Origin of the sequence: Halorubrum sp. FL23, assembly GCF_052439115.2 — an archaeon.
In the GTDB taxonomy this organism is placed as follows: Archaea; Halobacteriota; Halobacteria; order Halobacteriales; family Haloferacaceae; genus Halorubrum; species Halorubrum persicum.
Window position 1 is genome coordinate 221,192 of the sequence record NZ_JBQVRO020000002.1, and the last position, 25,391, is coordinate 246,582.

27 protein-coding genes, 1 tRNA gene and 1 pseudogene are annotated in these 25,391 nt (G+C 71.2%); 20 read left to right on the plus strand and 9 right to left on the minus strand.

What is annotated here, in order from left to right:
- Nucleotides 1-125: 125 nt before the first annotated feature.
- The 3 genes and pseudogenes from ACT4MF_RS03270 to ACT4MF_RS03280 form a co-directional block, all read left to right on the plus strand.
- Nucleotides 126-1,577 (plus strand): lamin tail domain-containing protein, encoded by a 1,452-nt coding sequence (locus ACT4MF_RS03270; protein WP_444681719.1) that lies wholly within the window; start codon nucleotides 126-128, stop codon nucleotides 1,575-1,577.
- Nucleotides 1,574-1,873, plus strand: coding sequence for a DUF3006 family protein (locus ACT4MF_RS03275; protein ID WP_444681720.1), 300 nt, complete (start codon nucleotides 1,574-1,576; stop codon nucleotides 1,871-1,873). Before ACT4MF_RS03270 ends, ACT4MF_RS03275 begins: the two co-directional genes overlap by 4 nt.
- 119 nt (nucleotides 1,874-1,992) lie before the next feature.
- Nucleotides 1,993-2,165, plus strand: a pseudogene (locus ACT4MF_RS03280) (peroxiredoxin); the annotation flags it as partial.
- A 36-nt stretch (nucleotides 2,166-2,201) separates the two neighbouring features.
- Here ACT4MF_RS03280 and ACT4MF_RS03285 read toward each other — a convergent pair.
- The 5 genes from ACT4MF_RS03285 to ACT4MF_RS03305 form a co-directional block, all read right to left on the minus strand.
- The gene (locus ACT4MF_RS03285) at nucleotides 2,202-2,495 is read right to left on the minus strand and encodes a chorismate mutase (RefSeq protein ID WP_099255492.1); all 294 of its coding nucleotides are present in this window, start codon (nucleotides 2,493-2,495) and stop codon (nucleotides 2,202-2,204) included.
- A 15-nt stretch (nucleotides 2,496-2,510) separates the two neighbouring features.
- Nucleotides 2,511-3,404: a shikimate kinase gene (locus ACT4MF_RS03290; protein ID WP_444681721.1), complete on the minus strand. Its 894-nt coding sequence runs from the start codon at nucleotides 3,402-3,404 to the stop codon at nucleotides 2,511-2,513.
- Nucleotides 3,405-3,497: 93 nt separating this feature from the next.
- Nucleotides 3,498-4,088: a hypothetical protein gene (locus tag ACT4MF_RS03295; protein ID WP_444681722.1), complete on the minus strand. Its 591-nt coding sequence runs from the start codon at nucleotides 4,086-4,088 to the stop codon at nucleotides 3,498-3,500.
- Between the two features lie 85 nt (nucleotides 4,089-4,173).
- On the minus strand, nucleotides 4,174-4,635 hold the full coding sequence (locus ACT4MF_RS03300; protein ID WP_444681723.1) for a hypothetical protein: 462 nt from the start codon (nucleotides 4,633-4,635) through the stop codon (nucleotides 4,174-4,176).
- Complete coding sequence (locus ACT4MF_RS03305) at nucleotides 4,635-5,981, minus strand: hypothetical protein (protein WP_444681724.1); 1,347 nt, start codon at nucleotides 5,979-5,981, stop codon at nucleotides 4,635-4,637. Before ACT4MF_RS03305 ends, ACT4MF_RS03300 begins: the two co-directional genes overlap by 1 nt.
- 117 nt (nucleotides 5,982-6,098) lie before the next feature.
- Here ACT4MF_RS03305 and ACT4MF_RS03310 point away from each other — a divergent pair, with 117 nt between their 5' ends.
- From ACT4MF_RS03310 to ACT4MF_RS03320, 3 genes are all read left to right on the plus strand, one after another.
- Nucleotides 6,099-6,557, plus strand: a complete 459-nt coding sequence (locus tag ACT4MF_RS03310) for a DUF5796 family protein (RefSeq protein ID WP_444681725.1) — start codon at nucleotides 6,099-6,101, stop codon at nucleotides 6,555-6,557.
- Between the two features lie 95 nt (nucleotides 6,558-6,652).
- The gene (locus ACT4MF_RS03315; protein WP_099255498.1) at nucleotides 6,653-7,003 is read left to right on the plus strand and encodes a ferredoxin; all 351 of its coding nucleotides are present in this window, start codon (nucleotides 6,653-6,655) and stop codon (nucleotides 7,001-7,003) included.
- 94 nt (nucleotides 7,004-7,097) lie between these two features.
- A tRNA-Leu gene (locus ACT4MF_RS03320) sits at nucleotides 7,098-7,182 on the plus strand.
- Between the two features lie 116 nt (nucleotides 7,183-7,298).
- On the opposite strand, the gene ACT4MF_RS03325 is transcribed toward ACT4MF_RS03320, so the two are convergent.
- Nucleotides 7,299-8,648 (minus strand): carboxylate--amine ligase, encoded by a 1,350-nt coding sequence (locus tag ACT4MF_RS03325; protein WP_444681726.1) that lies wholly within the window; start codon nucleotides 8,646-8,648, stop codon nucleotides 7,299-7,301.
- Nucleotides 8,649-8,799: 151 nt separating this feature from the next.
- On the opposite strand from ACT4MF_RS03325, the gene ACT4MF_RS03330 reads away from it, so the two are divergent.
- Together ACT4MF_RS03330 and ACT4MF_RS03335 are read left to right on the plus strand one after the other, a co-directional pair.
- Nucleotides 8,800-9,363, plus strand: a complete 564-nt coding sequence (locus ACT4MF_RS03330) for a DUF5813 family protein (protein ID WP_444681727.1) — start codon at nucleotides 8,800-8,802, stop codon at nucleotides 9,361-9,363.
- 71 nt (nucleotides 9,364-9,434) lie between these two features.
- Complete coding sequence (locus tag ACT4MF_RS03335; RefSeq protein ID WP_099255501.1) at nucleotides 9,435-9,758, plus strand: DUF7991 family protein; 324 nt, start codon at nucleotides 9,435-9,437, stop codon at nucleotides 9,756-9,758.
- Between the two features lie 45 nt (nucleotides 9,759-9,803).
- Here the strand turns inward: ACT4MF_RS03335 and tmk are convergent, their stop codons facing one another.
- On the minus strand, nucleotides 9,804-10,397 hold the full coding sequence (gene tmk / locus ACT4MF_RS03340; RefSeq protein WP_444681728.1) for a dTMP kinase: 594 nt from the start codon (nucleotides 10,395-10,397) through the stop codon (nucleotides 9,804-9,806).
- Between the two features lie 143 nt (nucleotides 10,398-10,540).
- Here tmk and ACT4MF_RS03345 point away from each other — a divergent pair, with 143 nt between their 5' ends.
- The 7 genes from ACT4MF_RS03345 to ACT4MF_RS03375 all read left to right on the plus strand — a co-directional run bounded on the left by ACT4MF_RS03345 (nucleotide 10,541) and on the right by ACT4MF_RS03375 (nucleotide 18,080).
- Complete coding sequence (locus tag ACT4MF_RS03345) at nucleotides 10,541-11,893, plus strand: hemolysin family protein (protein WP_099255503.1); 1,353 nt, start codon at nucleotides 10,541-10,543, stop codon at nucleotides 11,891-11,893.
- 78 nt (nucleotides 11,894-11,971) lie between these two features.
- Entirely contained in the window at nucleotides 11,972-12,841 is an 870-nt protein-coding gene (locus tag ACT4MF_RS03350; protein ID WP_444681729.1) for a universal stress protein, read from the plus strand.
- Between the two features lie 90 nt (nucleotides 12,842-12,931).
- Nucleotides 12,932-13,828, plus strand: a complete 897-nt coding sequence (locus tag ACT4MF_RS03355; protein ID WP_099255505.1) for a complex I NDUFA9 subunit family protein — start codon at nucleotides 12,932-12,934, stop codon at nucleotides 13,826-13,828.
- A gap of 169 nt (nucleotides 13,829-13,997) precedes the next feature.
- Complete coding sequence (locus tag ACT4MF_RS03360) at nucleotides 13,998-15,176, plus strand: tubulin/FtsZ family protein (RefSeq protein ID WP_180271787.1); 1,179 nt, start codon at nucleotides 13,998-14,000, stop codon at nucleotides 15,174-15,176.
- 13 nt (nucleotides 15,177-15,189) lie between these two features.
- Nucleotides 15,190-15,849 (plus strand): 2-phospho-L-lactate guanylyltransferase, encoded by a 660-nt coding sequence (cofC, locus tag ACT4MF_RS03365; protein WP_444681730.1) that lies wholly within the window; start codon nucleotides 15,190-15,192, stop codon nucleotides 15,847-15,849.
- Nucleotides 15,850-15,938: 89 nt separating this feature from the next.
- Nucleotides 15,939-17,111, plus strand: coding sequence for a 7,8-didemethyl-8-hydroxy-5-deazariboflavin synthase subunit CofG (gene cofG, locus ACT4MF_RS03370; RefSeq protein WP_444681731.1), 1,173 nt, complete (start codon nucleotides 15,939-15,941; stop codon nucleotides 17,109-17,111).
- Between the two features lie 108 nt (nucleotides 17,112-17,219).
- Entirely contained in the window at nucleotides 17,220-18,080 is an 861-nt protein-coding gene (locus ACT4MF_RS03375) for a mechanosensitive ion channel family protein (protein WP_099255509.1), read from the plus strand.
- Nucleotides 18,081-18,150: 70 nt separating this feature from the next.
- On the opposite strand, the gene ACT4MF_RS03380 is transcribed toward ACT4MF_RS03375, so the two are convergent.
- Nucleotides 18,151-19,623, minus strand: a complete 1,473-nt coding sequence (locus ACT4MF_RS03380; protein WP_444681732.1) for an MATE family efflux transporter — start codon at nucleotides 19,621-19,623, stop codon at nucleotides 18,151-18,153.
- 108 nt (nucleotides 19,624-19,731) lie between these two features.
- Between ACT4MF_RS03380 and thiE the strand changes: the two genes are divergently transcribed.
- A complete protein-coding gene (thiE, locus tag ACT4MF_RS03385) occupies nucleotides 19,732-20,367 on the plus strand; it encodes a thiamine phosphate synthase (RefSeq protein ID WP_099255510.1) in 636 nt (211 codons plus the stop codon).
- Nucleotides 20,357-21,205: a hydroxyethylthiazole kinase gene (gene thiM, locus ACT4MF_RS03390; protein ID WP_444681733.1), complete on the plus strand. Its 849-nt coding sequence runs from the start codon at nucleotides 20,357-20,359 to the stop codon at nucleotides 21,203-21,205. The genes thiE and thiM overlap by 11 nt, the downstream gene beginning before the upstream one ends.
- A 33-nt stretch (nucleotides 21,206-21,238) precedes the next feature.
- On the opposite strand, the gene ACT4MF_RS03395 is transcribed toward thiM, so the two are convergent.
- Nucleotides 21,239-21,952, minus strand: coding sequence for an SDR family oxidoreductase (locus tag ACT4MF_RS03395; protein WP_444681734.1), 714 nt, complete (start codon nucleotides 21,950-21,952; stop codon nucleotides 21,239-21,241).
- A 147-nt stretch (nucleotides 21,953-22,099) separates the two neighbouring features.
- Here ACT4MF_RS03395 and crtID point away from each other — a divergent pair, with 147 nt between their 5' ends.
- From crtID to cruF, 3 genes are read left to right on the plus strand one after another with little or no spacing between them, the layout of a single operon-like run.
- Entirely contained in the window at nucleotides 22,100-23,599 is a 1,500-nt protein-coding gene (crtID, locus tag ACT4MF_RS03400; RefSeq protein WP_444681735.1) for a bifunctional phytoene desaturase/3,4-desaturase, read from the plus strand.
- Nucleotides 23,596-24,495, plus strand: a complete 900-nt coding sequence (locus tag ACT4MF_RS03405; RefSeq protein ID WP_099255514.1) for a prenyltransferase — start codon at nucleotides 23,596-23,598, stop codon at nucleotides 24,493-24,495. The genes crtID and ACT4MF_RS03405 overlap by 4 nt, the downstream gene beginning before the upstream one ends.
- Complete coding sequence (gene cruF, locus ACT4MF_RS03410) at nucleotides 24,492-25,373, plus strand: bisanhydrobacterioruberin hydratase (protein WP_444681736.1); 882 nt, start codon at nucleotides 24,492-24,494, stop codon at nucleotides 25,371-25,373. Before ACT4MF_RS03405 ends, cruF begins: the two co-directional genes overlap by 4 nt.
- Nucleotides 25,374-25,391: the final 18 nt, after the last annotated feature.

The following is a 25,391-nucleotide window of genomic DNA, read 5'->3' on the forward strand; positions in this document are numbered from 1 at the left end:
TTCTCACGCACTAGATACCCCCGGTTAAAAAAGCGTCACGAGGGGCCACCGGTGACGCTTCTCGACGTAATAGATATATTTCATATTCGATCAGCTTTACAAGTCGACACCACTCATGAGAAATAATGATCGTTTCTCGGGAGCTGTCGCGCGTCCTGCTCCTGCTCGGCGTCGTCGTTCTCGCGGGCTGTGCGGGCGTACCGCTCGGTGAGCCGGTGTCCACCGACACGGCACCCGACAGCGGGTCGGATGTCGCGACGGCGAACGGCTCCCTCGAAGTTCACTTCATCAACGTCGGGCAGTCCGTTAGCACGCTCGTCATCGAACCGGACGGCGAGACGATGCTCGTCGACACGGGTCACTACAACGACGACGGGGAGTACGTGCTCGAGTACCTCAGGCAGCGGAATGTCACGCGGATCGACCACCTCGTGACCTCGCACAACGACGCGGACCACATCGGCGGGAACGCGGCGATCATCGACTATTACGAGACGGAGGCCGACGGGATCGGCGCCGTCTACGACCCGGGGATCGCGGCGAACACGGTGACGTACGAGGAGTACCTCGACGCCGTCGAGGCACACAACGTGACGCTGTACGAGACGCGCGAGGGCGACGCGATCCCCTTCGGCGAGGCCACGGTCGACGTGCTCGGGCCCCCCGAGCCGTATCTCGAGAACGAGGCCCGCAACGAGAACAGCATCGTTCTCAAACTCACCCACGGGGAGACGAGTTTCATGCTGTCGGGTGACGCCGAAGACGACCAAGAGGCGTACCTCGTCGACGCGTACGGCGAACAGCTGCAGTCGACGGTGCTGAAAGCGGGCCACCACGGGTCGAGCAGCTCCTCGAGCGGCGCGTTCATCGACGCGGTCGATCCCCGAGTCGCGGTCGTCTCGAGCGCCTACGACTCGCAGTACGGGCATCCCCACGAGGAGGTCCTCCAGCGCTTCGCCGACCGGTCGGTGCCGGCGTATTGGACGGCGACACACGGGAACGTCGTGTTCGTCAGCGACGGCACGAACGTCTCGGTGCGCACCCAGCGGGCCGCGCCCGCGGAGCCGCGGTCGGTCCGCGACGGTGAGCCGATCGCTCCCGGGACGGCCGGCGACGCCGCCGAACGAGCTCGGATCGGCGGCGGCGGAGCGGTCGCCGTTACTGACGGCGGCGACGACGGCGACGGCGGCGGCGACACCGACGACGCTGGCGAGAGCGACGCCGAGACGGCGCCCGAGTCGAACGGCACGCTCGCCGTCGCGACGATCAACGCGGACGCCGCGGGCGACGACGGGGAGAACCTCAACGATGAGTACGTCGTCTTCGAGAACGCGGGCACGGAGACGCTCGATCTGTCGGGGTGGGCCGTCGAAGACGAGGCCGGGAAACGCTACGTGGTGCCGCACGGCGTGACGCTCGCCCCCGACGAGACGCTGACGCTCAGAACGGGGAGCGGGACCGACAGCGCGCACGAACTCTACTGGGGCGCCGGCTCGCCGGTCTGGAACAACGGCGGCGACACCGTGACCGTCACAAACGCTACCGGGGACCGCGTGCTAGCTGAGTCGTACGCATGACTGCGATCGATCTCGCCGACGGCGCGTACACGGCGGTCGTCGATTCGATCGAGGATGGGCTCGCGACCGTCTTCTTCGAGTCGGACGGTGACGAGGTGGGAAACGCCGTCCTCGACGCCGACCGACTCCCGGACGAGGGGCGCCACGCGGACGCGATACTGGACGTGCGAATCGAAGCCGGATCGATCTCGACCGCGACCTACGACGCCGAACGCACGTCGACCCGGTCTGAAGCCGCTCAGGACCGGTTCGATCGGTTGTCCGAACGACCGCCGAAAGACGGCGATCGGGAGTAGGGAGTCGCCTGCATAGGGCGGCTCCGAGACGCGGTCGTCACCGACTGCCGATGCATGCCCGCGGTGAACGCTCTGTCCTCGCGGGCACAGGCTTTCGGTTTTTCCGCACGTCAGACGGGGCGTACGGCGTCTCGATGGACTGGGAGAAATACGGACTGAACGAGGTCGCGAAGCGCGCCGTCTTCGTCGTGGATGAGGACGGGCAGATCGCCTACGCGTGGGTCGTCGACGACACGGAAACTGGCCCGACTACGACGGCGTTATCGAGGCCGTCGACGCCTTCACGGCCTGATCGGGGCGCCCGGGCGAAGTCTCAACCTACCCAATTCTAACGGTTCTCTCGCTGCTCGACCTTGTTCAACTCGATCAGCAGCCGGAAGATCGCTTTCACGAGGTTGGCGTCGACGTCGAAGCGCTCCGCGTTCTCCCCGGCGCGCTCCATCACCCGTTCCTCCTGTCCCTCGTCGGTCGTCGGGAGGTCGCGCTCGTCTTTCACGGCCGCGACCGTGTCGGCGACGTAGGTCCGGCGGGCGATCAGCTCGACGATCTCGCGGTCGATGTCTTCGATCTCGTGTCGCAGTTCGTCGAGGCTTCGGTCCTCGGAGTTCGGTGTGTCACTCATTGGTAGGTAGTGGGGTCACTCGACGGCCGCACCGTCGTTTCTGGTGGTCGTTCGTCGCAGCGTTCCGGGTCGGTCGCTCCACGCGTCGGCGACGCGGTCGAGGTCGGTCTCGGGGTCGTCGGGGTCCGCGACGGCGACGACGCTGGGACCGGTCCCCGACAGCGACACCCCGGTGGCGTGGGGCATCGCCTCGACCGCGGGGTCGGCGTCGAAGCCGAGCGCGGCGGAGAACGCGAGCCCGTTGACGGTCATCGCCCCGGCGTACCGACCGTCGAGCGCGAGGTCGGCGACCAGGTCCGCCATCGGCGTGACGGCCTCGCAGCGGGCCACGTCGGCGTCCGCGCTGTAGGCGCGCTCGGGCGGCGTCCAGACGAGGACGTTCCAGTCGACGGCCTCGCGCGACCGCAGTTCGTCGGCGCCGTTGTCGGTGACGGTGACGCCGCCGAGCATCGAGGCGGTCGCGTCGTCGAACGCGCCCGTGACCGTGACGCCCGCCTCGCGGGCCGCTTGGACGCCGAGTCGGCAGGCGTCCAGACGGGTGACATCGACGGAGGGGTCTGCCCCGTCGTCGCCGACTGCCAGCCCGAGCGCGTCGCAGGTCGCGATCACGGTCGCGTTGGCGGCCGCGCTGGAGCTCTTGAGCCCCGCCGCGAGCGGCACGTCGCTGTCGGTCCGGACGGTGCCGCCCTCGCCGTCGCCCCAGCGCTCGGTCGCGAGGGCGACGCAGCGCTCGATCAGGGCGGTGTCCGCGTCGGCATCCTCGGCGATCGTTCCGTCCACGTCGTCGGCGTCGGGGTCGAGCGACACCGTCGCGCGCGTCTCGACGTCGATACCGAAGGCCGAGCCGGTGCCCGTCGCGAGCGCGTTCAACACGGTGCCGGCGCCGAGCGCCGCTGCCCGTCCCTCCATGCAGTCACGGCTCGCGAGCGGAGACAAAGAGGTAGCGATCACGGCGAGTCTCTCGGGGTAGTCGGCGGACGAACGCGCGGAGCGCCCGCACCGTCACACCGGCTCCGCGCGCCGGATCGCGGCGTCGACCTCGTACCAGTCGGGATCGGGCCGGGCGCGCGTCGACCGGCTCCGGAAGGAGATCTCGACCGTGATCCGTCTGGTTCCGTCGGTGAACCGGTCGTCCGCGGGGTAGTGGGTGTACTCGTACGCGTAGCCGACCGCCTCGCGCTCGGCGGAGTTCGGGCGGGTCGCGTACGCGTCGGCGCGGAGCTCGACCGTACCGTAGGTGAACCGCCCGGCGTTTTCGACGGTGAGCACCGCGAGGACGGTCGTGTCGTACTTCCCGTCGGTCACGCTGAGCACGTCGACGTTCGTGACCGCGAGGCCGGCGCCGTCGGGACCGACCTCCTCCGGCGGGTCCCCGTCGTCCGTCTGCTCGGCCGCGGACTCGGCGTCTCCCGAGAGGGATTCGCGGTCGCCGTCGCTCGCGGTGTCGCTCCCGGTGTCGTCCGCCGAGGGGCCCGTTCCGTCCTCGGAGCCGCCGTCGCTGCCGGCGTCCGCGCTCGACTCCACGAGGCAGCCGGCGAGCAGGCCGGGCACCGCGGCGGCCAGCAGTCGGCGACGGCGGAGCGGGGGCGTCATGGGTCCCTCCGCGCCGCCGGGCGTTCTAAACGCGAGCGCCGAAGCGTCGAGCGGTCGCGACGGGTGCGGGTTCGCTCCGACATGGTCACCCCGTCACCGACCCGAGCACGCCGGCCACCGCGCCGACGACGGCGGCGACGACCGCGGTGGTGAGTATCGAGCCGAACGCGTCGGCGATCCCGTGGGCCTGCGTCGCCGCCTCGCCCTGCGACGCGACGACGAGGACGACGACGACGAACCCGTACCCCAGCGCGCCGAGACCGCCCCCGAGCCCGCAGGTGGCGGCTGCCCCCTGCGCGTCGTACGCCCGGGACCCGACGAGGACACCGAGCACCCCCGCGATCAGGGGCGCGAAGGCCAGCGCGGCGGCGGTGACGGCGAGGTACGACTGCGCGACGAACACCGGGGCGAACCGCGCGGTCTCGCCGGTTGCCGCCGTGGCGAGCGCGGCCTCCGCCCACCCGGTGGTCGCGGCGGCGACGAGACCGACGCCGGCGCCGACGACCGCGAACACCGCCGCCGTGAGCCCGACTCCGTTTCCGTCCATCAGACCATCACCCATCCGTCCGCCAGTCGTCCCTGCCAGGCGGTGCGTTCCTCCCACGCGTCGCCCGAGAACCCGGCCGCGAGCACGAACTCGCCCGCCTGCACGACGTAGCCGTACTGGACGCCGGCGTGCTCGTCGAACCCGTACCGCTCGCCCTCGGCCTCGTGGTGGTAGAGCCGGTGCCAGCGGGTCGGCCCCCGGTACGTCGGCTCGTCGTCCGTCCCGTTTTCGCCCCCGTCTCCCGCTTCACCCTCCGCCGTCGCGTTCCCGGAGAAGTCGGAGCCGGCCGCGGTGGCGTCGGGGTCGATCGGTGCGCGCCCCCCCGTCGACGCGGCGGCGATCGCCTCGTCGAGCCGGTCGCCCGCGGTCGCCGCGTCCGGGTACCGCTGGACGTACAGGGGGACGCCGTCGAGCTCGTGTACCCACCCCTCGAACGTCCGGCTCGGGCGGTTCCCGGCGACGGGCCGAGTCGCGAACGCGACGAACAGCTCCTCGGTCCGGTCCTCGGAACGCGGGATCGGGCCGAGACGCGCACGCAGCTCCTCGCGGCGGGACGCCCCGAACGGCTGTCCGTAGATCTGGGGGATCCGCTCTCGGTCGTACTCCTCGTCGTCGTACGGCTCGTGCGCGAACGTCGCGAATCCGCGGCTCGCGAGTCCGAGCTCCACGAACGCCTCGCCGCGGACCCGCCGCCGCTCGTCGTCGTCCTCCGGGAGCGGGGACAGCAGGCGTCGCAGGAGCCGGTTGTGGATCGGATCGCGTGAGTACGCCTCCTTGGCGTAAGTTAACGTGCCGATGGCGGAGAACCCCCGGCGCATCCGCGAAAGCTCCTCCAGGAAGCGGTCGACGTCGCCCCGCGGGGCGAACTCCCGGAGCACCGCGACGTGGCGCTCGGTGCGCGAGACGATCCGGGGGCGGGGGTGGAAGTGCGGCCCCAGCGCGTCGGCGGCGGTGTCGGCGGCCGCGCGGCCCGCCTCGTCGAGTCGGTCGGCCATCCCGGCGGTCACCGTGTCGGTCTCGTCGGCCACGTCACGGACGGCGTCGATCTCGGCGACGACCTCGCGGATTGCCGTCCGGTACGTCTCGATCGCCGACGGGTACTCGGTCGCGAACCACACCACGTCGTCGACGACGTTCCGCGTCGCCGTCGCGAGATCCTCGTTCGGGACGGGTTCGCCGTCGTCATCGGCTCCGTCGTCGTCGCTCCCGTCGCCGCCGTCCTCCGAAGTCGGCGGTCCCTCGTCGGCCGCGTCGGGGTACTCGACGCCCTCGACCCCGAAACACCCGGAGAGCCCGGCGGCTGCGGCAGCGCCGACGCCCAACAGGCCCCGTCGCGTCCGTTGCATGGGATCCCCTCCCAGCGGAGGAACCTTAAATGTGCCATCCCCGATTCTCGCTTCTGAATGAGCGAGACGCGAGCGCCGAGCGCGCCCCTTTTGGGGCACGCGCACCGAGCGTCGCGTATGTCAGCACCCTCACGCAGCGATGTCCCCCCCACCTCGATCGGGATCGACCTCCGCGAGGAGGGCGTGGTCGTCAAGTACCTCGACGGACGGACCACCCTCTACCGCGGCGTCCCCGACGCCGCCGAGGGGTCGGTGACGACCGGCCCGGGCAAGGAGACGCACGTGCTCGTCACCGATCCGACGGAGACGGAGGGCGTGATGACGTACGTCAACGACTACAACACCGACGACGAGATTCTCGAGGACTCCGGGGTCGGTCGCGTCATCGTCGACGAGGGCGAGCGCGACGAGGTGTTCCCCGGCGTGATCGTCGGGCGCACGGGCCAGCGCAACGAGGTGGTCGCCGATCCCGAGATCGCCGGCGGCCGCGTGTTCGTCTTCGTCGAGGACGGCTGGACGGAGCGGAGCTACGAGATCGTCGAGGCGCCGGCGGACGGGCTCGACGCCCACCGGTGAGGGCCATTGACGCCCATCAGTGAGCGCGCCCGGAGGGGCACCCGACAGCTGAAAACGACCGACAGACGAAAGGCCGGCGGGGGCCGATCACGGGTATGAGCGACGAGGCGGACGCCGACGACGAGGTGCTGCGCGCGAGCGACATCGGCGGCGAGGGACCCCCGATCGAGGAGAAACCCTACAAGATCGTCTTCGAGGCGAACAAGTGCTTCGGGGCGGGCAAATGCGCCGAGGTCGGCGACAACTGGGTGATGGACGTGCAGAGCGGGATGGCGAAGCCGCGGTCGTACTACATCGGCGAGGACGAACTGGAGGAGAACATCCGGGCCGCCGAGGTGTGTCCCGCGAAGAAGGAACGCGGCGTGATCCACGTCGTCGATCGCCGCACCGACGAGGAGATCGCGCCGAATCCGCACGGCGACGGAACGCTCTCGGTCGACTGGTAGGGCACAAGCGGCGATGAGCCGGACCGCCGGTGCACCGGCGAGCCCCCGGGACATCCGAAAGGGGTTTGACCCCGCCGCGGGAATCCGGATCCGCGCGGGGGTGGCTGAGCCTGGCCAAAAGCGGCGGACTTAAGATCCGCTCCTGTAGAGGTTCGAGGGTTCGAATCCCTTCCCCCGCATATCGCGGCGCTCACAGGTCGTGAGCGCCGCGTCTCGGATTAGAAGGAGTTCGAAGCAGGTCGAACGCTCCCCTCCCCGTCGACTTCCGCCCGTTCCGACAGCGACGAGATCGCCCTCAGCAGGCGCAGTAGTAGTCGCGGTCGACGAACTCCGTCTCGAACAGCTTCGCGGCCGGGGCGGGGTCGGAGGGGCGGTAGACGCCGGTCGTCAGGTCTCCCTCGCGCTCGAACTCGCCGGCGACGAGCCGCCGCCAGTCGGCGCGCGACAGCTGGTCCCAGAACGCGTCGTCGCCGGCGAGCAGCGCGAGGTAGTCGCGGAGGTACACCCACCGCGTCGGCTCGATCCCCGACGACTCGTACTCGGCGTCGGTGACGCCGGCGTACGCCGCCATCGGCAGGTTCGCCCCCGCGGCGACGGGCATCCCGATCCACTTCCACGGGCGGGTGTTGACGTCGAGGAGGAGGAACTCCCCGCGATCGTCGTCGTACACGAACTCCGCCTCGCTGATCCCGTGGTAGCCGGCGTCGTCGAGCACCGCCAGCGCGCGGGCTTCGATCTCCGGCTCGTCGGCGGTCTCGACCAGACAGGAAGTGCCGAACTGCTGCGGGAACCGCACCGCGGCGTTGCCGACGACCCCGAGCGCGTCCTCGACGCCGGAGGGCGGGACGTACGACGCGAGCGAGTGGTCCCTCCCGGTCGCGATGTCGACGCGCTTCTGCGCCATCACGGCGACCCCCGCCTCGCGGGCGGCCGCGACCGCGTCCGCGAACTCCTCGCGGTCGGCGACCTCCAGCACGTTGGTGCCGAACGCCTCCTCGAAGTCGCGCTTGAGTTCGGGTTTCACGACGAGCGGGAACCCGAGCGCCGCGGCCGCCTCGTCGAGGGTGGCGTCGGGGTCCGGGTCGCCAGTCGCCGCGTCCGCGGTCTCCGCGAGCCGGTACGTCTCGGGGTACGGGACGCCGAGCGCCTCGCAGGTCGCGTACAGCTCCGACTTGTTCAACACGTCGTCGAGCGTGTCGATCCCCGCGAAGGGGAGGCGGACGCCCTCGGGGTCGGCCCGCGCGTACGCCAGCGCCCACTCGTCCATGCAGCCGAACGCGACCGCCTCGCGGCCGATCGCGTCGACGATCGCCTCCACGTCCTCGCGGAACCCGTCGAGGTCGTCGAGGGGGTACGTCACCGCGCCCGCGAAGTCGACCGCGTCGGACGGGGGTGCGAGCCCGTCGTGGCGGCGGGTGCCGTCATCGCTCGCCGCGCCGCCCCCGTCGCTGCCATCGCTCCCGCCGTTGGTCGCGTCGCCGCTCGGCCGATCGAGCGCGATCACGGGCACGTCGTGCGCGTCGAGCGCGCGAGCGACACCGAGTCCGGTCACGTGTGCGTTGCTGACGAGGGCCGGCGGCCGGTCGAACGAGGCGTCCGCGAGCGCGTCGATCAGCGCCTCAGTCGAGCGAAACTGCGCTGCCATACCGCTCCTCGTCGGTCCGGATACAAAGGCGCACCAGTATCGGCTCGGCGTGCCACCACCGGTGACGGCGGCGAGGCGGACGGGCGGGGGACCGCGCCACCGCCACCCCCGACACAACGCGCTTTTACTCGCGTGTCGCCTCCGATCGGGTATGAGCGAGCGCGAGAGCGAAGCCGAGAGCGAGACCGACCCCGCGGGGGAGAGTGCGGCCGACGGCGACGGGGGGCTCCCGGACCGCGTCCGCCGCGCGTTCGGGGACCACGGCTCCTTCGAGCCCGCGGGCGACGACGTCTGGACCGCGGAGACGACGCCCTTCGACGCCGAGGTGCGCGCCGAGCCGGCCGGGGACGGCCGGGTCCGGTTCGCGGTGACCGTCCGGGTGCCGACGCTCTCGGCGACCGCGGCCGACGAGGTCGCCGACGTGGTCGAGGAGGGGTGGATCGAGACGTTCGAGCTCCGCGTCGTCGACGTGGGCGGGGTCGTCCGCGGGGACCACGAGTTCGACCCGACCGTGGCGGTCGGCGACGACGAGATCGCGGTCGACTTCGAGCTGACGGAGATCAACGAGCGGCGCGGCGTCGACGACGCCGGGGCGCTGATCGACTTCGTCGAGGGGACCTACGTGCAGGGCGTCATCCCCGGCTACGAGTACACGGAGCCGCTCGACGGGCTTCTCTCCGCGGCGCGCCAGCAGGGGAACAGCGGCGGGTTCTAGCCCGGCGGGGGGATAGGTCTCGGGCCGGCCCCGGTCGATAGGGGCAAATGCCGGGAGCCCGTACGACCGGTATGCTCGCGCTGTTCGGGTTCGTCAGCCTCCTCGCCCTCGTGGTCTTCCACACGCTGATCGCCGGGGTGGCGACCCGCTTCTTCCGGCTCCGGCTGAACACTTCGTGGGGGTCGGTCGTGTACACCCTCGTGTTGACCCCGATGCTGCTTCTGATCTCGATGCTGGTGTTCACCGGCGTCCTCAACGTCGGCATCGGGATCAACCTCGGCAGTCCAACCTTGGTCATCGCGCTGCTCGTCGGGCTCCCCCTCGTGCTCGGAGCGGCGATCGACTACCTCTACGTCCCGTCACCGGACGAGGTCGAACTGCCGGACACGAACTGAGGGGGACCGCCGTCTCAGCCGCGTCACAGACGGTGGCGGCGCCACCTACGCCCGCACCAGCTCCGCGACCAGCTCCTCGATCCGCTCGATGACCACCTCGGGGGACTGCGAGGCGTCGACGCGGACGAATCGCTGCGGCTCGGCGTCGATCAGCCGCTCGTAGTTCTCCCGGACCGAAGCGAGGTAGCCGTCCTGCTCGAACTTGTTGGTCCGGCCGGCGCGCTCGGCGGCTTCGCGGGCGTCGAGATCGAGGTAGATCGTCGCGTCCGGCGGCCTCGAGAAGGCGGTGTGGATACCCTTTATATACTCCAGCGGACGGTCGATGTCGACGCCGCTGGCTTCGAGCGTCGCCGCCTGATAGGCGAATCGAGAGTCCGAGTACCGGTCGGAGATCACGAGGTCGCCGTCGGCGAGGGCGGGCTTGATCGTGCGGGAGAGGTGGTCAGCGTGGTCGGCCGTCAACAGGAACAGCTCCGCGAGCGGGTCGGCGTCGTCGGCCGCGATCGACCGATCGACCGCCTCGCCGTACCAGCTGTCGGTGGGCTCGCGGGTAAACGTCGCGTCGGGATAAACGTCGTGGAGCGCCTCCCAGGCGGTGGTTTTCCCGCTTCCGTCGAGTCCCTCCAGCGTGATCAGCATAGTCGCGCTCCGACGCGGCGAGGAATAAACGACGCGGGTTCCGACGGACCCCCTTTTTAGTTGCTCCGGGTGGAACCGCTGGTCATGACCGCCGCCCGTCACGTACGCCACGCACGTCACGCTCCCGCACCGCGGAGGCACGGATGGTAGCTGTCGCGATCTCCGTCACGCGGGTGGTCGCGGCGCTGGTGTTGGTCGTCCTGAACGGCTTCTTCGTCGCCTCCGAGTTCGCGTTCGTCCGGGTCCGCTCGACGTCGGTCGAACAGTTGGTCGAGGAGGGGCGTCCCGGGTCCGGGGCGCTGCAGGACGTGATGGGGAGCCTCGACGACTACCTCGCCGCGACCCAGCTCGGGATCACGATCGCCTCGCTCGGGCTCGGGTGGATCGGCGAGCCCGCGGTCGCCGCGCTGATCGAGCCGGTGCTCGGGCCGCTGCTGCCCGCGAACCTCGTCCATCTCGTCGCGTTCGCGATCGGGTTCAGCGTCATCACGTTCCTCCACGTCGTCTTCGGCGAGCTGGCGCCGAAGACGATCGCGATCGCGCAGGCGGAGCGCGTCGCGATGCTGCTGGCCCCCCCGATGAAGGTCTCCTACTACCTGTTCTCGCCCGGCATCGTCGTGTTCAACGGGGCGGCGAACGCCTTCACGCGCATGCTGGGCGTCCCGCCGGCCTCGGAGACGGACGAGACGATGGAGGAACGCGAGATACGCCGCGTGCTCGCGCGCTCCGGCGAGGCGGGGCACGTCGCCGACGCCGAGGTGGAGATGGTGAACGCCGTCTTCGAGCTCGACGACACCGTCGTCCGGGAGGCGATGGTGCCCCGCCCCGACGTGACGAGCATCTCGGCGGACGCCGACCTCCCCGCGATCCGCGCGACCGTGCTTGACGCGGGCCACACGCGCTACCCGGTCGTGGCGGCCGACGACGCGGACCGCGTGGTCGGCTTCGTCGATGTGAAAGACGTGCTCCGTGCCGGCGAGGCGGGCGACGAGTCGGTGACGGCCGCCGACCTCGCGCGCGACCTCGTGATCGTCCCCGAGACCACGTCGCTGAGCGATCTCCTCGTGCAGTTCCGCGACGAACACCGACAGATGGCCGCGGTCGTCGACGAGTGGGGCGCCTTCGAGGGGCTCGCCACCGTGGAGGACGCGGTCGAGACGCTCGTCGGCGAGCTCCGCGACGGCTTCGACGCGGCGGGCACCGAGCACGCGATCCGGAAGACCGGGGCTGGCTCCCACGAGGCCGACGGCTCGGTGTCGCTGTCCGTCGTGAACGACGCGCTCGGCACCGACTTCGACGGCGACGGGTTCGAGACGCTCGGCGGGCTCGTGCTCGACCGGCTCGGCCGCACGCCGGAGACCGGCGACACCGTCACCGCCGGCGACTACGCCTTCGAGGTCACGGCCGTCGACGGCGCCCGCATCTCGACGGTCCGGATCGAGGAGCACGGCGGAGACGATGACGAGCGCGGCGCCGGCGAGTCGCTCGACGCCTGATCGGCGCCCTCTCCATCCGTTACCCTCGCGCGCGAACCGCCGCGGCCCTTTTTACCCGCAGGCCGCGACCGTGGGCATATGTTCGACCGCATCCTGTTCCCGACCGACGGCAGCGACGGGGCGACCGCCGCGTTCGACCACGTCCTCGATCTCGCGGCCGACCACGACGCGACGGTCCACGTCCTCAACGTCGCCGACACGACCCACGACAGCGTCACGCAGATCGGCGGCGATGTGGTTGACGTGCTCGAACGCGAGGGCGAGGAGATCGTCGAGGCGGCCGCGGACCGCGCCGCCGACAGGGGCGTCGAGGCGGTGACCGAGGTGCTGCAGGGCGGCGTCGCCGAGACGATCGCCGCGTACGCCGGGGAGTACGGAGTGGATCTCGTCGTGATGCCGACCCGGGGGCGGACGGGGTTCGACCGCCTGCTCCTCGGGAGCACCACCGAGCGCGTCGTCCGGGAGTCGACCGTCCCGGTGCTCAGCATCCGCCCCGACGGAGAGCCGGCGCAATACCCCTACCAGAACGTCCTCGTCCCGACCGACGGGAGTGAGCCCGCCGGCGACGCCCTCGACCGGGCGCTGACCCTCGCCGACCACATGGGGGCGACGGTCCACATCCTCAACGTCGTCGGCGTCGGAGCCGTCGGCCAGGAGGGGTATTCGGGCGTGGAGGGGTTGGTCGAGGGGGCCGAGGAGACGGTCTCGGCGGCGGCGGCGACCGCCGAGGAGGCGGGCGTCGAAGCCGTGGAAGCGGTCGAGGTCGGCTCCTCCGCGGCGCGAGGCATCGAGGCGTACATCGAGGAGCACGACATCGATCTCGTGGCGATGGGGACGCAGGGGCGGACCGGCGTCAAGCGGTACCTGCTCGGGAGCGTCGCCGAGCGGACGGTCCGCACGTCCCGGGTGCCGGTGTTGACGGTGCCCGACTCGGACGATGAGGACTGATCCGGGTCCCGCTTCCGTCCCGAGGACCCCCGCCCTCACCGCGTCTGTCATCGCGGTAGGTTTACGGGCGTTCCGTCCGATGGAGTGTGCATGAAAGTGTTGGTAGCCGGCGGAACCGGATTCATCGGGTCGTACCTCTGCCGCGCGCTCGCAGACGGGGGCCACGAGGTGACGGCCCTCTCGCGATCGTCGAGCGACACCCCCGAAGGGGTCGCGTCCGCGACGGGCGACGTCACCGATTACGACTCGATCGCCGGGGCGGTCGACGGACAGGACGCCGTGGTGAACCTCGTCGCGCTCTCGCCGCTGTTCGAGCCGAAGGGCGGGAACGTCATGCACGACCGGATCCACCGCGGCGGCACCGAGAACCTCGTGCGCGCGGCCGAGGAGGGGGGCGCCGATCGATTCCTCCAGCTGAGCGCGCTCGGAGCCGACCCCACCGGCGACACCGCGTACATCCGCGCGAAGGGCGAAGCGGAAGCGATCGTCCGCGAGAGCGGCCTCGACTGGACGATCTTCCGGCCCTCGGTCGTCTTCGGCGAGGGCGGCGAGTTCGTCTCGTTCACCAAACGGCTGAAGGGGATGTTCGCGCCGGGCGTGCCGCTCTACCCGCTTCCCGGCGGTGGGAAGACCCGCTTCCAGCCGATTCACGTCGAGGACCTCGTCCCGATGTTGGTGGCGGCGCTGGAGGAGGACGAGCACGTCGGCGAGACGTACGAGGTGGGCGGCCCGGAGGTGCTCACCCTGCGCGAGGTGACCGACCTCGTGTACGAGGCCGAGCGGAAGGGAGTCACGATCGTTCCCCTGCCGATGCCGCTCGCCCGGATCGGGCTCAGCGTCCTCGGCGCTGTCCCCGGATTCCCGATGGGCGCCGACCAGTATCGATCGCTGAAGTTCGATAACACGACCGCCAACAACGACGCGGCGGCGTTCGGCGTCGACTCAGAGGACCTGACCACGCTCGGAACCCACCTCGGGGTGGAGTAGTGGCGACAGATCGGCGGAGATCCGGAGGACTGCGCCGCCGCGCTGGCGCGACGCCGGGCGCCGGCGACCAGCTCGTGTCAACGAGTCGAATATCACGGGTAATAACGGCAACCGAAGGCTTAAATACGCGATCGCGTTCTGTTCATTCCAAACGCGGAGGGAGCACACGATGAAACTTGCAATGATCGGATTCGGACAGGCGGGGGGGAAAGTTGTCGACAAATTCCTGGAGTACGACAAGCGGACGGGCTCGGAGATCGTCCGGGCGGCCGCGGCCGTCAACACGGCCAAAGCCGACCTCATGGGCCTCGAGCACATCGCCGAGGACCAGCGCGTACTCATCGGCCAGTCGCGGGTGAAGGGCCACGGCGTCGGCGCCGACAACGAGCTCGGCGCTGAGATCGCCGAGGAGGACATCGACGAGGTCCAGGGAGCCATCGACTCGATCCCGGTCCACGAGGTCGACGCGTTCCTCGTCGTCGCCGGGCTCGGCGGCGGGACCGGCTCCGGCGGCGCGCCGGTGCTCGCGAAACACCTCAAACGGATCTACACCGAACCCGTCTACGGGCTCGGCATCCTGCCGGGCAGCGACGAGGGCGGTATCTACACCCTGAACGCGGCCCGCTCGTTCCAGACGTTCGTCCGCGAGGTGGACAACCTGATGGTGTTCGACAACGACGCCTGGCGGAAGACGGGCGAGTCCGTGCAGGGCGGCTACGAGGAGATCAACGAGGAGATCGTCCGGCGGTTCGGCATCCTCTTCGGCGCCGGCGAGATCCAGCAGGGCCAAGAGGTCGCGGAGAGCGTCGTCGACTCCTCCGAGATCATCAACACGCTCTCGGGCGGCGGCGTCTCCACGGTCGGCTACGCCGAGGAGGAGGTCGAGGAGCGCTCTTCGGGCGGGCTGCTCTCGCGGCTCCGCGACGACAGCGGCGAGGACGAGCTCGACAGCGCACACACCACGAACCGGATCACCAGCCTCGTCCGGAAGGCCGCGCTGGGCCGGCTCACGCTCCCCTGTGAGATCGAGGGCGCGGAGCGCGCCCTCCTCGTGCTGGCGGGGCCGCCGGAGTACCTCAACCGGAAGGGTATCGAGCGCGGGCGGAAGTGGCTCGAAGAGCAGACCGGCTCGATGGAGGTCCGGGGCGGGGACTACCCGTACCGCGGCGCCGGCTTCGTCGCGACCGTCATCCTGCTCGCGGGCGTCACGAACGTCCCGCGGATCAAGGAGCTGCAGCAGGTCGCCATCGAGGCGCAGGACAACTTAGACGAGATCCGCGAGGAGAGCGACGAGAACCTCGACGACCTCGTCAGCGACGACAGCGACGAGCTCGAATCGCTGTTCTGAGACGCCCCTCCCGATGGAGGTCCTCGTCCCGTTTTCGACCGACCACCCCAAATCGCGACTCTCGGCCGTCCTCACGCCCGACGAGCGCGCCGCCTTCGCGCTCGCGACGCTCCGAGACGTGCTCGACGCCGTCGCGGCGGCCGGCGGCGAACCGCGGGTGTTGGCGACCGGCCCGGTCGACGCCGACCTCCCCTGTCCGGTGACGGTCGACGAGCGCCCCCTGACCGACGCCGTCAACGCGGCGCTAGATGCGCGACTCGAGCGCGAAGCGAACGGGCGCGTGGCGGTCGTCATGGCCGACCTCGCGCTCGCCACGCCGGACGCCCTGCGACGGCTGTTCGCGACCGGGCGCGAGGCCGACGTGGCGATCGCCCCCGGGCGCGGCGGCGGCACGAACGCCCTCGTCGTCGGCCACCCGGCGTTCCGGGTCGATTACCACGGGGCGTCCTATCTCGACCACCGCCGGATCGCCGACGAGGTCGGTGCGAGCGTGCGCGTCGTCGACTCCCACCGGCTCGCGACCGACGCGGACGAGCCGGCCGACCTCGCGGAGCTGCTGATCCACGCCGACGCGGACGCCGACGGCGAGGGGCCGAGAGCGGCGCGGTGGCTCCGGGAGGCCGGCTTCGCGCTCGACACGACGGACGGGCGGGTCGGCGTCGAGCGGGAGTGAGGTCGGCGTCGAGCGACAGGTCGGTCCCGGCGACGCGCTCGGATCCGCGACCGCGATCCTTTTTGACTCCGGACCGCGGAGGGAGGGACGTGTTCGCGGCCGCCGCGGAGTACGGGATCGAGATCGAGCCCGACGCCGGACGCGTCGAGCGGCTGCTCTCGGTCGGGCCCGACGACGTCGAGTCCGCCGACCGGCTCACGTTCGCCCGGAACGTTTTCGTCCCGCTGACGACCGCCTGCCGGTACACCTGCACCTACTGCACCTACTACGACGTGCCCGGCGAGGCGTCGCTGCTGTCGCCCGAGGAGGTCCGGCGGCGCTGTCGCGTCGGGGCCGACGCCGGCTGCACGGAGGCGCTGTTCACCTTCGGCGACGAGCCCGACGACCGATACACCGCGGTCCACGACCAGCTCGACGAGTGGGGGTACGACTCGATCCTGGAGTACCTCTACCGCGCCTGCGAGATCGCCCTGGAGGAAGGGCTCCTCCCCCACTCGAACCCCGGCGATCTCACGGAGGCGGCGTTCGCGGAGCTCCGCGAGGTGAACGCCTCGATGGGCGTCATGCTGGAGACCACCGCCGACGTCGACGCCCACAGCGGCGGCCGCCGAAAGACCCCCGGCCAGCGGCTCAACACGATCCGCGCGGCGGGCCGGCAGGGCGTCCCGTTCACCACGGGCATCCTCGTCGGCATCGGCGAGGGCTGGCGCGACCGCGCGGAGAGCCTGCTGGCGATCCGCGAGCTTCACGAGCGACACGGCCACGTCCAGGAGGTGATCGTCCAGAACGTCGTCCCGAACGAGCGGTCGGACTTCGCGAAGCCCGACCTGGAAACGATGCGCCGGGTCGTCGCGATGGCGCGGGCCGCGCTCCCGTCGGAAGTGTCGGTGCAGGTCCCCCCGAACCTCTCGCCCGCGGCCGACCTCGTCGACTGCGGAATCGACGACCTCGGCGGCGTCTCCCCGGTCACCGACGACTACGTCAACCCCGACTACGCGTGGCCCGACCTCGACGGCCTCCGCGCGGTCGCCGACGCGGGCGGGATGCCGCTGCGAGAGCGGCTCCCGACCTACGCGCGATACCTCCCCGACGGCCTCAGACCCGCGGACTCGGAGCCGGCGGCCTCACCGCCCGACCGCGACGCGTGGATTCCCCCGACGGTCCGCGACCGAATACACGCGAACGACCCGCACGGGCGGCGGCTCCGGGGCGTCGCACACGGGGACGGCCCGCTCGACCCCCGACCGGCACGCGGCGACTGACCCCGGTGTCTCACGGCGATCGACCGCGGCGTCGGAGCAGCGACTGACCCCGGATAAACAACTGCGCTGCCAGTAGCTTCTTTAAATACCTCTCCGAAAGGGGGGTTGATGCTACCACTACAGTTCGGACTGACGGGGCTGGCGGCGGCGGCCACGGGGTTCCTGTTCACCGCGTTGCTGTTCGTCGTCGGGTTCGTCGCGACCCTCGTGATCGGGAAAGCGATCTTCGTCCCCGGCGTGGACCGAGCGCTCGCGTCCCGAGGGTTGGAGGAGGCCGTCCGAAGCCTCACGTCGAGCGTGGCGAACGCGGTCGTCTGGGTCGCCGCAGTGGCGATCGGGTTCACGATCGCGGGCTACGGCGCGTTCCTCTCGGCGTTCGCCGTCTTCGGCGGCGCCATCGCGCTCGCGGTCGGGTTCGCGGCACAGGACCTCCTCGGGAACTTCGTCGCCGGAGTGTTCATCCTGAAGGACAAGCCGTTCGAGGTCGGCGACTGGATCGAGTGGGACGGGAACGCGGGGCGCGTCGAGGACATCGATCTGCGCGTCTCGCGGGTTCGGACCTTCGACAACGAGCGGGTCACGGTGCCGAACGGCGACCTCGCGAACAACGCCGTCACGAACCCGGTCGCCTACGAGACGCTGCGCCAGAAGTTCGTGTTCGGGATCGGCTACGAGGACGACATCGCCGAGGCCACCGACATCATCGTCGAGAAGGCCGAGGCGCACGAGGGGATCCTCGCCGACCCGGCGCCCTCGGTGCGGGTGGTCGAGCTGGGTGACTCCGCCGTCGGGCTGCAGTCGCGCTGGTGGATCGACGAGCCCGACCGCGGGGACTTCGTCCGCGTGCGCTCCGAGTACGTCACGGACGTGAAGGAGGCGTTCGACGACGCCGGCATCGACATGCCGTACGTCCACCGGCAGCTCACCGGGAGCGTCGAGGTCGTCGAATCGGTCGCAGACGGCGAGTAGCCGCCGCGACCGCGCTTTTCTCGCGACTGTCGGGTGACGCCACCGCCGACACGGAGACGGCCAGCCTCCGCTACTTCGCTGACGCGTCGTCGTCCACCGGATCAGGGCGGTACTGCCGACTGACCGCCTGCCACCGATCCGATCGGAACCGCGCGAGGTTCAGCCCCGCCGGCACCAGCTTCTCGGCGATCACCGCCGCGTACAGCCCGCCGACGCCGAACGGCGTGACGAGCCCGAGCAGCGCGGCGGGGAGCGCGACGACGTAGAGCCCGACCATCGAGGCGAGGAACGGCCATCGGGTGTCGCCGGCGCCGCGCAGCGACCCGGTCACCGAGCCGTCGACGCCGAACGGGATCGCCGAAACCGCGGCGACGACGACGAACGCCGCGGTGGCCGCCACGGCGTCCGGGTCGTCGACGAAGACGCCCGCGATCGGAGCGGCGGCGAGGAGCACGGCGGCCGAGGCGAGGACGTAGACGAGCGCCGACAGGCGGATCACGTCGCGGCCGTACTCGGTCGCGAGCGCTTCCTCGCCGGCGCCGAGCCGCTGCCCGACGAGCGTGCTCGCGGCGATGGAGAACCCCCAGCTGAAGCTCCCCAACAGCGCCCGGACGCGCCGGCCCACTTCGAGGGCGGCGACGGTCGCGGAGCCGAACGAGGAGGCGATCCACAGGAGGGGGAAGACGGCGATTCCCTCGGCGACCCGACGCCCGATCAGGGGCGCGGAGACGCGGAGGAGCTGCCGGACGAGGTCGGCGTCGATCCACGGGCCGTCGCGCCCGATCGGGACCGGCGAGGCGCCGCGCCCGAAGTACGACCGCCCGGTCATCCCCCACGAGAGCGCGATGCCGACGGCGGCGATGGAGCTGGCGGTTCCGAGCCCCGCGCCGAGCACGCCGAGGCCGACGCCGAGGACGAGCCAGACCGTGAGGACGACGTTCAGGAGCGCGCCGCCGGCCCGGACCACCATCGGGGTGAAGGTGTCCCCGACGCCGGCGTAGGTGCGGCTCGCGATCATGTTGAAGAACTCGAAGGCGAGCGCCGGCGCGGTGACGACGAGGTAGGTCGCTCCGGCACGAAGGGCGGTTCCCTCGCCGCCGACGAGCGCGATCAGGGGCTCGGCGAACGCGACGTAGCCGACCGCGATCGGTGCGACGAGCGCCAGCGCCACGAGCAGCGACGCCTTGACGACGAGCGCGGCGCGGTCGCTCTCGCCGCCCCCGTAGTTCTGCGACACGAGCGACACCGTCCCGCCGGCGAGGCCGATCGAGACGAACTTCGCGAGCTGCCAGTAGGCGAACGCGAACGCCAGCCCGGCGACCGACGGCGCTCCGAGCGCGATCCCGACGACCGCCAGGTCCACGGTGTTCTTCGACATGATCGCGAACCCGGTGACGATCCGCGGCCACGCCAGATCGAGGGTCTCGCCGAGCCGCGCTCGGTCGATGACGCCGGCTCGGTCGAGCGCGCTCGCGGTCGCCGAACCGAGCCGAGAGAGCGCGCCTCGGAGTCGGACGGCCGCGGCCCGGAGTCGTGATCGCATCGGCTTCGGTACGCCCCCCGACGGCTTGGGTCTGTTCCACGCCGGCGCTCCGGCGGCGCCGACGCGAAAGCGGTAGTTTTTCACTGTGACCACCGATAGATACAACTAATGAATACCGAATGGCGAACGTATCTCGTGACACAGGAGAGTCGGTCGGCGGGCCGCGAGACCGCGGCGATCGCCGAGGCCGCGCTTGCGGGCGGCGTCGACGCCGTCCAGCTCCGCGAGAAGGGCCGACCGGCGCGGGAGCGGTACGAGCTCGGTCGCCGGCTCCGCGATCTCACCGCCGACGCCGGCGTCCCCCTCATCGTCAACGACCGCGTCGATCTGGCCGCCGCGCTCGGCGCCGACGGCGTCCACCTCGGGCAGTCGGACCTGCCGGTCGGCGTCGCCCGCGAACGCCTCGGCGACGAGGCGATCGTGGGCGTGTCGGCGTCGACGGTTCCGGAGGCGCGGGCGGCCGCAGACGCCGGCGCGGACTATCTCGGGGTGGGCGCGGTGTACGCGACCGACACGAAGGACGTGCCGGCGGAGACGAACGGCGTCGGCCCCGAGCGCGTCGGCGCGATCGCCGACGCCGTCGACCTCCCCGTGGTCGGGATCGGGGGTATCGACGCCACCAACGCGGCTCCGGTCGCTGAGGCGGGCGCGGCCGGGGTGGCGGTGGTCTCGGCGGTCACGGCCGCCGACGATCCGCGTGCCGCGGCCGCGGCGATCCGGGAGGTGGTCGACGATGCGCGATGAGCCCGTCGACGACGCGCTCGTCGCGGCGGCCCTGTCGGCGGTCGAGTCCGCCGCGCCGCTGGTCCACCACCTGACGAACGACGTGACGACGAGCGAGACCGCGAACGTCACGCTCCACTGGGGCGGGCTCCCGGTGATGGCCGACGCCCCGGCGGAGGCGGGCGACATGGCCGCCGGCGCGGACGCGGTCGTGATAAACACGGGGACGGCGTCGACGACCGATATCGACGCCATGGTCGACGCGGGCCGGCGCGCCAACGAGGCGGGCGTCCCGGTCGTGCTCGATCCGGTCGGCTACGGCGCCACGCCCCACCGCGTCGAGTCGGTCGGGCGGCTGCTGGACGCGGTGGCGTTCGACGTGATCAAGGGGAACGCCGGGGAGGTCCGCGGGCTCGCCGGCGAGGAGGCGACCGTTCGCGGGGTCGAGTCCGTGGGCGAGAGCGACGCGGGCGTTCCGGACGCGGCGCGGGCGCTCGCGGCGGAGACGGGGGCGGTCGTCGTCGCCTCCGGCCCGACGGACGTCGTCGCCGACGGCGAGGGCGCGTACGCGCTCTCGGTCGGCCACGAGCGCATGGGGTCGTTCGTCGGGTCGGGCTGTATGCTCGCGAGCACGCTCGGAACGCTCTCGGCGGTCGTCGGCGAGCGGGAGGGAGCGCCGGCGTCGACGACCGAGGCCGCGCTCGCCGCGTGCGCCGCGTACGGGCTCGCCGGGGAGCGCGCCGCGGAGGCCGATCCCGCGGGACCGGCGAGCTACCGGACGGCGTTCATGGACGCGGTCGCCGCGGTGGCGTCGGAGCGGCCCGCGCTCGACGTCGCCTCCCGGGTCGAACGGGTCTGAGACAGCCGGGACCGGTCGGGCGCGTTGCGGGCCCTACCGCGTCGCCGCCTTCCACTCGCGGAGGCCGAGCCGCTCGCCGTTCAGGTCCTCGGCGGGCGCCTCGGTGGCGGCCCAGACGAACAGCGGCGCGACGCTCTCGGGATCTCGGGCGCGCTCTTTGCCCGTCAGGTCGGTCGCGACGAGCCCGGGATCGACGACGCCGACGGTGGCCGAGAGGTCGGCCGCGAACCCCCGCGCGACCGCCTCGGCCGCCGCCTTCGAGACGGCGTACGCACCCATTCCCGGACGGGACTCCCGTGCGACGCCGCCGGAGGGGACGACGACTCGCGCGTCCTCGGCGAGGTGCGGAACGGCCTCCGAAACCGTCGCGAAGACGCCGCGGGCGTTGGTCCGCATGGTGTCGTCGTAGTCGGTGTAGCTCGTCTCGTCGATCGAGCGCTCGCCCGGACCGCCGTGGAAGACGGCCGCGTTCGCGAACACCACGTCGACCGGCCCGGCCTCCCGGGCGACGCCCTCGAAGAACCGCTCCAAGTCGAACTCGTCGCGCACGTCGACGCGGGCGCCCCACGCGACGCCGGCGGGGTCGTCGCCGTCGCCCCCGCCCTCGTTCAGCGCCGCGACCGTGCGGCCGACCGCGTCGCCGTCGCGTCCGGAGACGGCGACGAACGCCCCCTCGTCGACGAACGCCTCGGCGACCGCCCTACCGATCCCGCTCGTTGCGCCGGTGATCGCGACCGTGGGATCCATGTGCGGATCGGTACGGCCGTCGCCGACTTATGCGTACCCACTGCCGGCGGTTTCTCTCGTGGTCGCCACGATTCCCGCCGCCGTCGCCCGGCTCGTGTCCCCGACCGTCTGGCCGGTATTTATACCGCTCCCGCCGTAGGATCAGACATGGACGTGGCCCCGGACATCGATGCCGTGGCCGGCGAATCCGTCGCGGTGATCGGCGGCGGATTCGGTGGCCTCTCGACCGCGTGTTACCTCGCGGACGCCGGCGCGGACGTGACTCTGTTGGAGAAAAACGAGCAGCTCGGCGGGCGCGCGAGCCGGCTGGAGGCCGACGGCTTCCGGTTCGACATGGGACCGTCGTGGTACCTCATGCCGGACGTGTTCGAGCGCTTCTTCGGCCACTTCGGCCGGGAACCGTCGGACTTCTACGAGCTGGAGCGGCTCGACCCCCACTACCGGGTGTTCTGGAAGGACGGCGACAGGGTCGACGTGCTCCCGGACCGCGAGGCGAACAAGGCCCTCTTCGAGGAGTACGAGCCCGGCGCGGGCGAGGCGTTCGACGAGTACCTGACGGAGTCCGAGCGCACCTACGAGATCGGGATGGAACACTTCGTGTACGAGGACCGCCCGCGGCTCCGCGACTACGTCGACAAAGACGTGCTCCGGTACTCGTGGGGGCTCTCGCTTCTCGGCAAGATGCAGGGGCACGTCGAGCAGTACTTCGATCACCCGAAGCTCCAGCAGCTGATGCAGTACACGCTCGTCTTCCTCGGCGGGTCGCCGACCAACACCCCCGCGCTGTACAACCTGATGAGCCACGTCGACTACAACATGGGCGTCTACTACCCCGAAGGCGGGATCGGCGCCGTCGTCGACGGGATCGTCGAACTCGGCGACGAGCTCGGCGTGGAGTACGTCACCGACGCCGAGGTGACGGCCATCGAGGGGCGCCGCGGCGGGTTCGCGCTCGACACCGCGAACGGCGAGCGCTACCTCTCTGACCTGGTCGTCTCCGACGCCGACTACGCCCACACCGAACAGGAGCTGCTCCCGAAACACAAGCGCCAGTACAGCGACGAGTACTGGGAGTCCCGGACGTACGCGCCCTCGGCGTTCCTGCTGTACCTCGGCGTCGAGGGCGACGTGCCGAACCTCGAACACCACACCCTGGTGTTGCCGACGGGGTGGGACCGCCACTTCGAGCAGATCTTCGACGACCCCGCGTGGCCGGAGGACCCGGCCTACTACCTCTGTGTCCCCTCCGAGACCGACGACACGGTCGCGCCCGAGGGACACAGCAACCTGTTCGCCTTGGTTCCCATCGCGCCCGGCCTCGAAGACACCCCCGAACTCCGCGAGGAGTACCGCGATCTCGTGTTGGACGACATCGCCGAGAACACCGGCACCGAACTGCGTGACCGGATCGTCTTCGAGGAGACGTTCTGCGTCGACGACTTCGCCGACCGGTACAACAGCTATCAGGGGAGCGCGCTCGGGCTGGCGCACACCCTGCGCCAGACCTCGCTGCTCCGGCCGTCGCACCGGTCGGACGCCGTCGACGGGCTCTACTTCACGGGGTCGACGACGACCCCCGGTATCGGCGTCCCGATGTGTCTGATCAGCGGACAGCTGACCGCAGAGGAGCTGTCGAAGACCGCGTGATCGGAGCCGTGAGCGACACCGCGACCGACCCCGGCCGACGCTCGATCGGAGACCTCCTCCGGTACCTGCTGGTGCTGTCGCGCCCGCGGTTCTGGCTGTACCTCGCCGGTCCCGTCGCCGTCGGCGTCACCTACGGGATCGCCGACGTGAGTGAACTGTTCACGCCCGTCACGGTCGGCCTCGCGGCGTACTTCCTCGTGCCGGCGAACGTCTTCCTCTACGGCGTCAACGACGCCTTCGACGCCGACATCGACGAGGAGAACCCGAAGAAGGAGGGGCGCGAGGCGCGCTGGCAGGGGGACCGCCTCGTCGCGGTCGCGGTGGTCGCCGCCGGCGCGCTCGGGCTGGCCGCGTTCGCCATCACGCCGCGGGTCGCGTGGCCGTACCTCGCCGGCTTCCTGCTGCTCGGCGCCGGCTACAGCGCGCCGCCGCTGCGGTTCAAGACGACGCCGTTCCTCGACTCCGCGTCGAACGGGCTGTACGTGCTGCCGGGCGCGGCGGCGTACGCCGCCGTGACCGGGACGCATCCGCCGACCGCGGCGCTCGCGGGCGCGTGGCTCTGGGCGATGGGGATGCACACCTTCTCCGCGATCCCCGACATCGGGCCCGACCGCGCCGCGGGGATCCGGACGACGGCGACGCTGCTCGGCGAGGGGCGGACGTACGTCTACTGCGCCGCCTGCTGGGTCGCCGCCGCCGTCGCGTTCGCCGCGCTCGATCCCAGACTCGGCGCGCTGCTCGCCGTCTACCCGGCCTTCGCGGCGTGGGTCGCCCTGTCGTCGATCGCGGTCGACCGCGCGTACTGGTGGTTCCCGGCGCTGAACACCGCCGTCGGCACCCTGCTGGCGATGGGTGGACTCTGGCGCGTCTACCCGGTCACGGAGGCGGTCGCGTGAGCGACCACACCGGCTCCGCCTCGGCGTCCGGAGGGCTCGCCGCGCTCCGCGCCCGGCTCCCCGACAGCCGCGGCGAGGCCGAGCGCCTGCTCGACCGGATCGTCCGCGAGAACCGGTTCACCATCGCCGTGCTGTTCCCCCTCGTCGGGGCGATCGCGCTCGTCGGCAGCGCGGAGGGGTGGGTGCCCGAGCCGCTCGCGTTCAACCCGTGGTTCGTGCTGTTCGGCGTGCTGGTGATGCGCTCGCCGCTCGTCGTCGGGGTGTTGCCCGCGATCGACCGCCGCGCAGTCGGGTGGATCGGCGTCCTCATCGCGTACACCTACGCGATCGAACTGCTCGGCGTCGCGACCGGGTGGCCGTACGGCTCGTTCGAGTACATCGTGAGCCTCGGGCCGATGCTCGGCGGGGTGCCGCTGGCGCTCCCGGTCTTCTTCATCCCGCTCGTGGTGAACGCGTACCTGCTCTGCCTCCTGCTTCTCGGCTCGCGGGCGTCGAACGGGTGGCTGCGGCTCGCGACCGTGATCGCCGCGGTGGTGGCGATGGACGTGGTGCTCGACCCCGGCGCGGTCGCGCTCGGCTTCTGGAGCTTCGGCGGCGGCGCCTTCTTCGGCGTCCCCCTCTCGAACTACGCCGGATGGGTGTTGTCGGCGACCGTCGCGGTGGTCACGCTCGACCGCGCGTTCGCGATCGAGGGGCTCGGCGGCCGACTGCGCGACTGCGAGTTCATGCTCGACGATATGGTGAGCTTCGTGATCCTCTGGGGCGGGATCAACCTCTGGTACGGGAACCTGCTCCCCGCCGCCGTCGCGGTCGCGTTCGGGCTCGGCCTCGTCCGCGCCGACCGGTTCGACGCGACCCTGTTCACGCAGTGGCGGTGACGCGACGACACCACCGCC

Bases quoted from the DNA above. Each gene is read 5' to 3' on its own strand.
- ACT4MF_RS03270 (WP_444681719.1), top strand. From the start codon at position 126: ATGATCGTTTCTCGGGAGCTGTCGCGCGTCCTGCTCCTGCTCGGCGTC.
- ACT4MF_RS03275 (WP_444681720.1), top strand. From the start codon at position 1,574: ATGACTGCGATCGATCTCGCCGACGGCGCGTACACGGCGGTCGTCGAT.
- ACT4MF_RS03285 (WP_099255492.1), bottom strand. From the start codon at position 2,495: ATGAGTGACACACCGAACTCCGAGGACCGAAGCCTCGACGAACTGCGA.
- ACT4MF_RS03290 (WP_444681721.1), bottom strand. From the start codon at position 3,404: ATGGAGGGACGGGCAGCGGCGCTCGGCGCCGGCACCGTGTTGAACGCG.
- ACT4MF_RS03295 (WP_444681722.1), bottom strand. From the start codon at position 4,088: ATGACGCCCCCGCTCCGCCGTCGCCGACTGCTGGCCGCCGCGGTGCCC.
- ACT4MF_RS03300 (WP_444681723.1), bottom strand. From the start codon at position 4,635: ATGGACGGAAACGGAGTCGGGCTCACGGCGGCGGTGTTCGCGGTCGTC.
- ACT4MF_RS03305 (WP_444681724.1), bottom strand. From the start codon at position 5,981: ATGCAACGGACGCGACGGGGCCTGTTGGGCGTCGGCGCTGCCGCAGCC.
- ACT4MF_RS03310 (WP_444681725.1), top strand. From the start codon at position 6,099: ATGTCAGCACCCTCACGCAGCGATGTCCCCCCCACCTCGATCGGGATC.
- ACT4MF_RS03315 (WP_099255498.1), top strand. From the start codon at position 6,653: ATGAGCGACGAGGCGGACGCCGACGACGAGGTGCTGCGCGCGAGCGAC.
- ACT4MF_RS03325 (WP_444681726.1), bottom strand. From the start codon at position 8,648: ATGGCAGCGCAGTTTCGCTCGACTGAGGCGCTGATCGACGCGCTCGCG.
- ACT4MF_RS03330 (WP_444681727.1), top strand. From the start codon at position 8,800: ATGAGCGAGCGCGAGAGCGAAGCCGAGAGCGAGACCGACCCCGCGGGG.
- ACT4MF_RS03335 (WP_099255501.1), top strand. From the start codon at position 9,435: ATGCTCGCGCTGTTCGGGTTCGTCAGCCTCCTCGCCCTCGTGGTCTTC.
- tmk (WP_444681728.1), bottom strand. From the start codon at position 10,397: ATGCTGATCACGCTGGAGGGACTCGACGGAAGCGGGAAAACCACCGCC.
- ACT4MF_RS03345 (WP_099255503.1), top strand. From the start codon at position 10,541: ATGGTAGCTGTCGCGATCTCCGTCACGCGGGTGGTCGCGGCGCTGGTG.
- ACT4MF_RS03350 (WP_444681729.1), top strand. From the start codon at position 11,972: ATGTTCGACCGCATCCTGTTCCCGACCGACGGCAGCGACGGGGCGACC.
- ACT4MF_RS03355 (WP_099255505.1), top strand. From the start codon at position 12,932: ATGAAAGTGTTGGTAGCCGGCGGAACCGGATTCATCGGGTCGTACCTC.
- ACT4MF_RS03360 (WP_180271787.1), top strand. From the start codon at position 13,998: ATGAAACTTGCAATGATCGGATTCGGACAGGCGGGGGGGAAAGTTGTC.
- cofC (WP_444681730.1), top strand. From the start codon at position 15,190: ATGGAGGTCCTCGTCCCGTTTTCGACCGACCACCCCAAATCGCGACTC.
- ACT4MF_RS03375 (WP_099255509.1), top strand. From the start codon at position 17,220: ATGCTACCACTACAGTTCGGACTGACGGGGCTGGCGGCGGCGGCCACG.
- ACT4MF_RS03380 (WP_444681732.1), bottom strand. From the start codon at position 19,623: ATGCGATCACGACTCCGGGCCGCGGCCGTCCGACTCCGAGGCGCGCTC.
- thiE (WP_099255510.1), top strand. From the start codon at position 19,732: ATGAATACCGAATGGCGAACGTATCTCGTGACACAGGAGAGTCGGTCG.
- thiM (WP_444681733.1), top strand. From the start codon at position 20,357: ATGCGCGATGAGCCCGTCGACGACGCGCTCGTCGCGGCGGCCCTGTCG.
- ACT4MF_RS03395 (WP_444681734.1), bottom strand. From the start codon at position 21,952: ATGGATCCCACGGTCGCGATCACCGGCGCAACGAGCGGGATCGGTAGG.
- crtID (WP_444681735.1), top strand. From the start codon at position 22,100: ATGGACGTGGCCCCGGACATCGATGCCGTGGCCGGCGAATCCGTCGCG.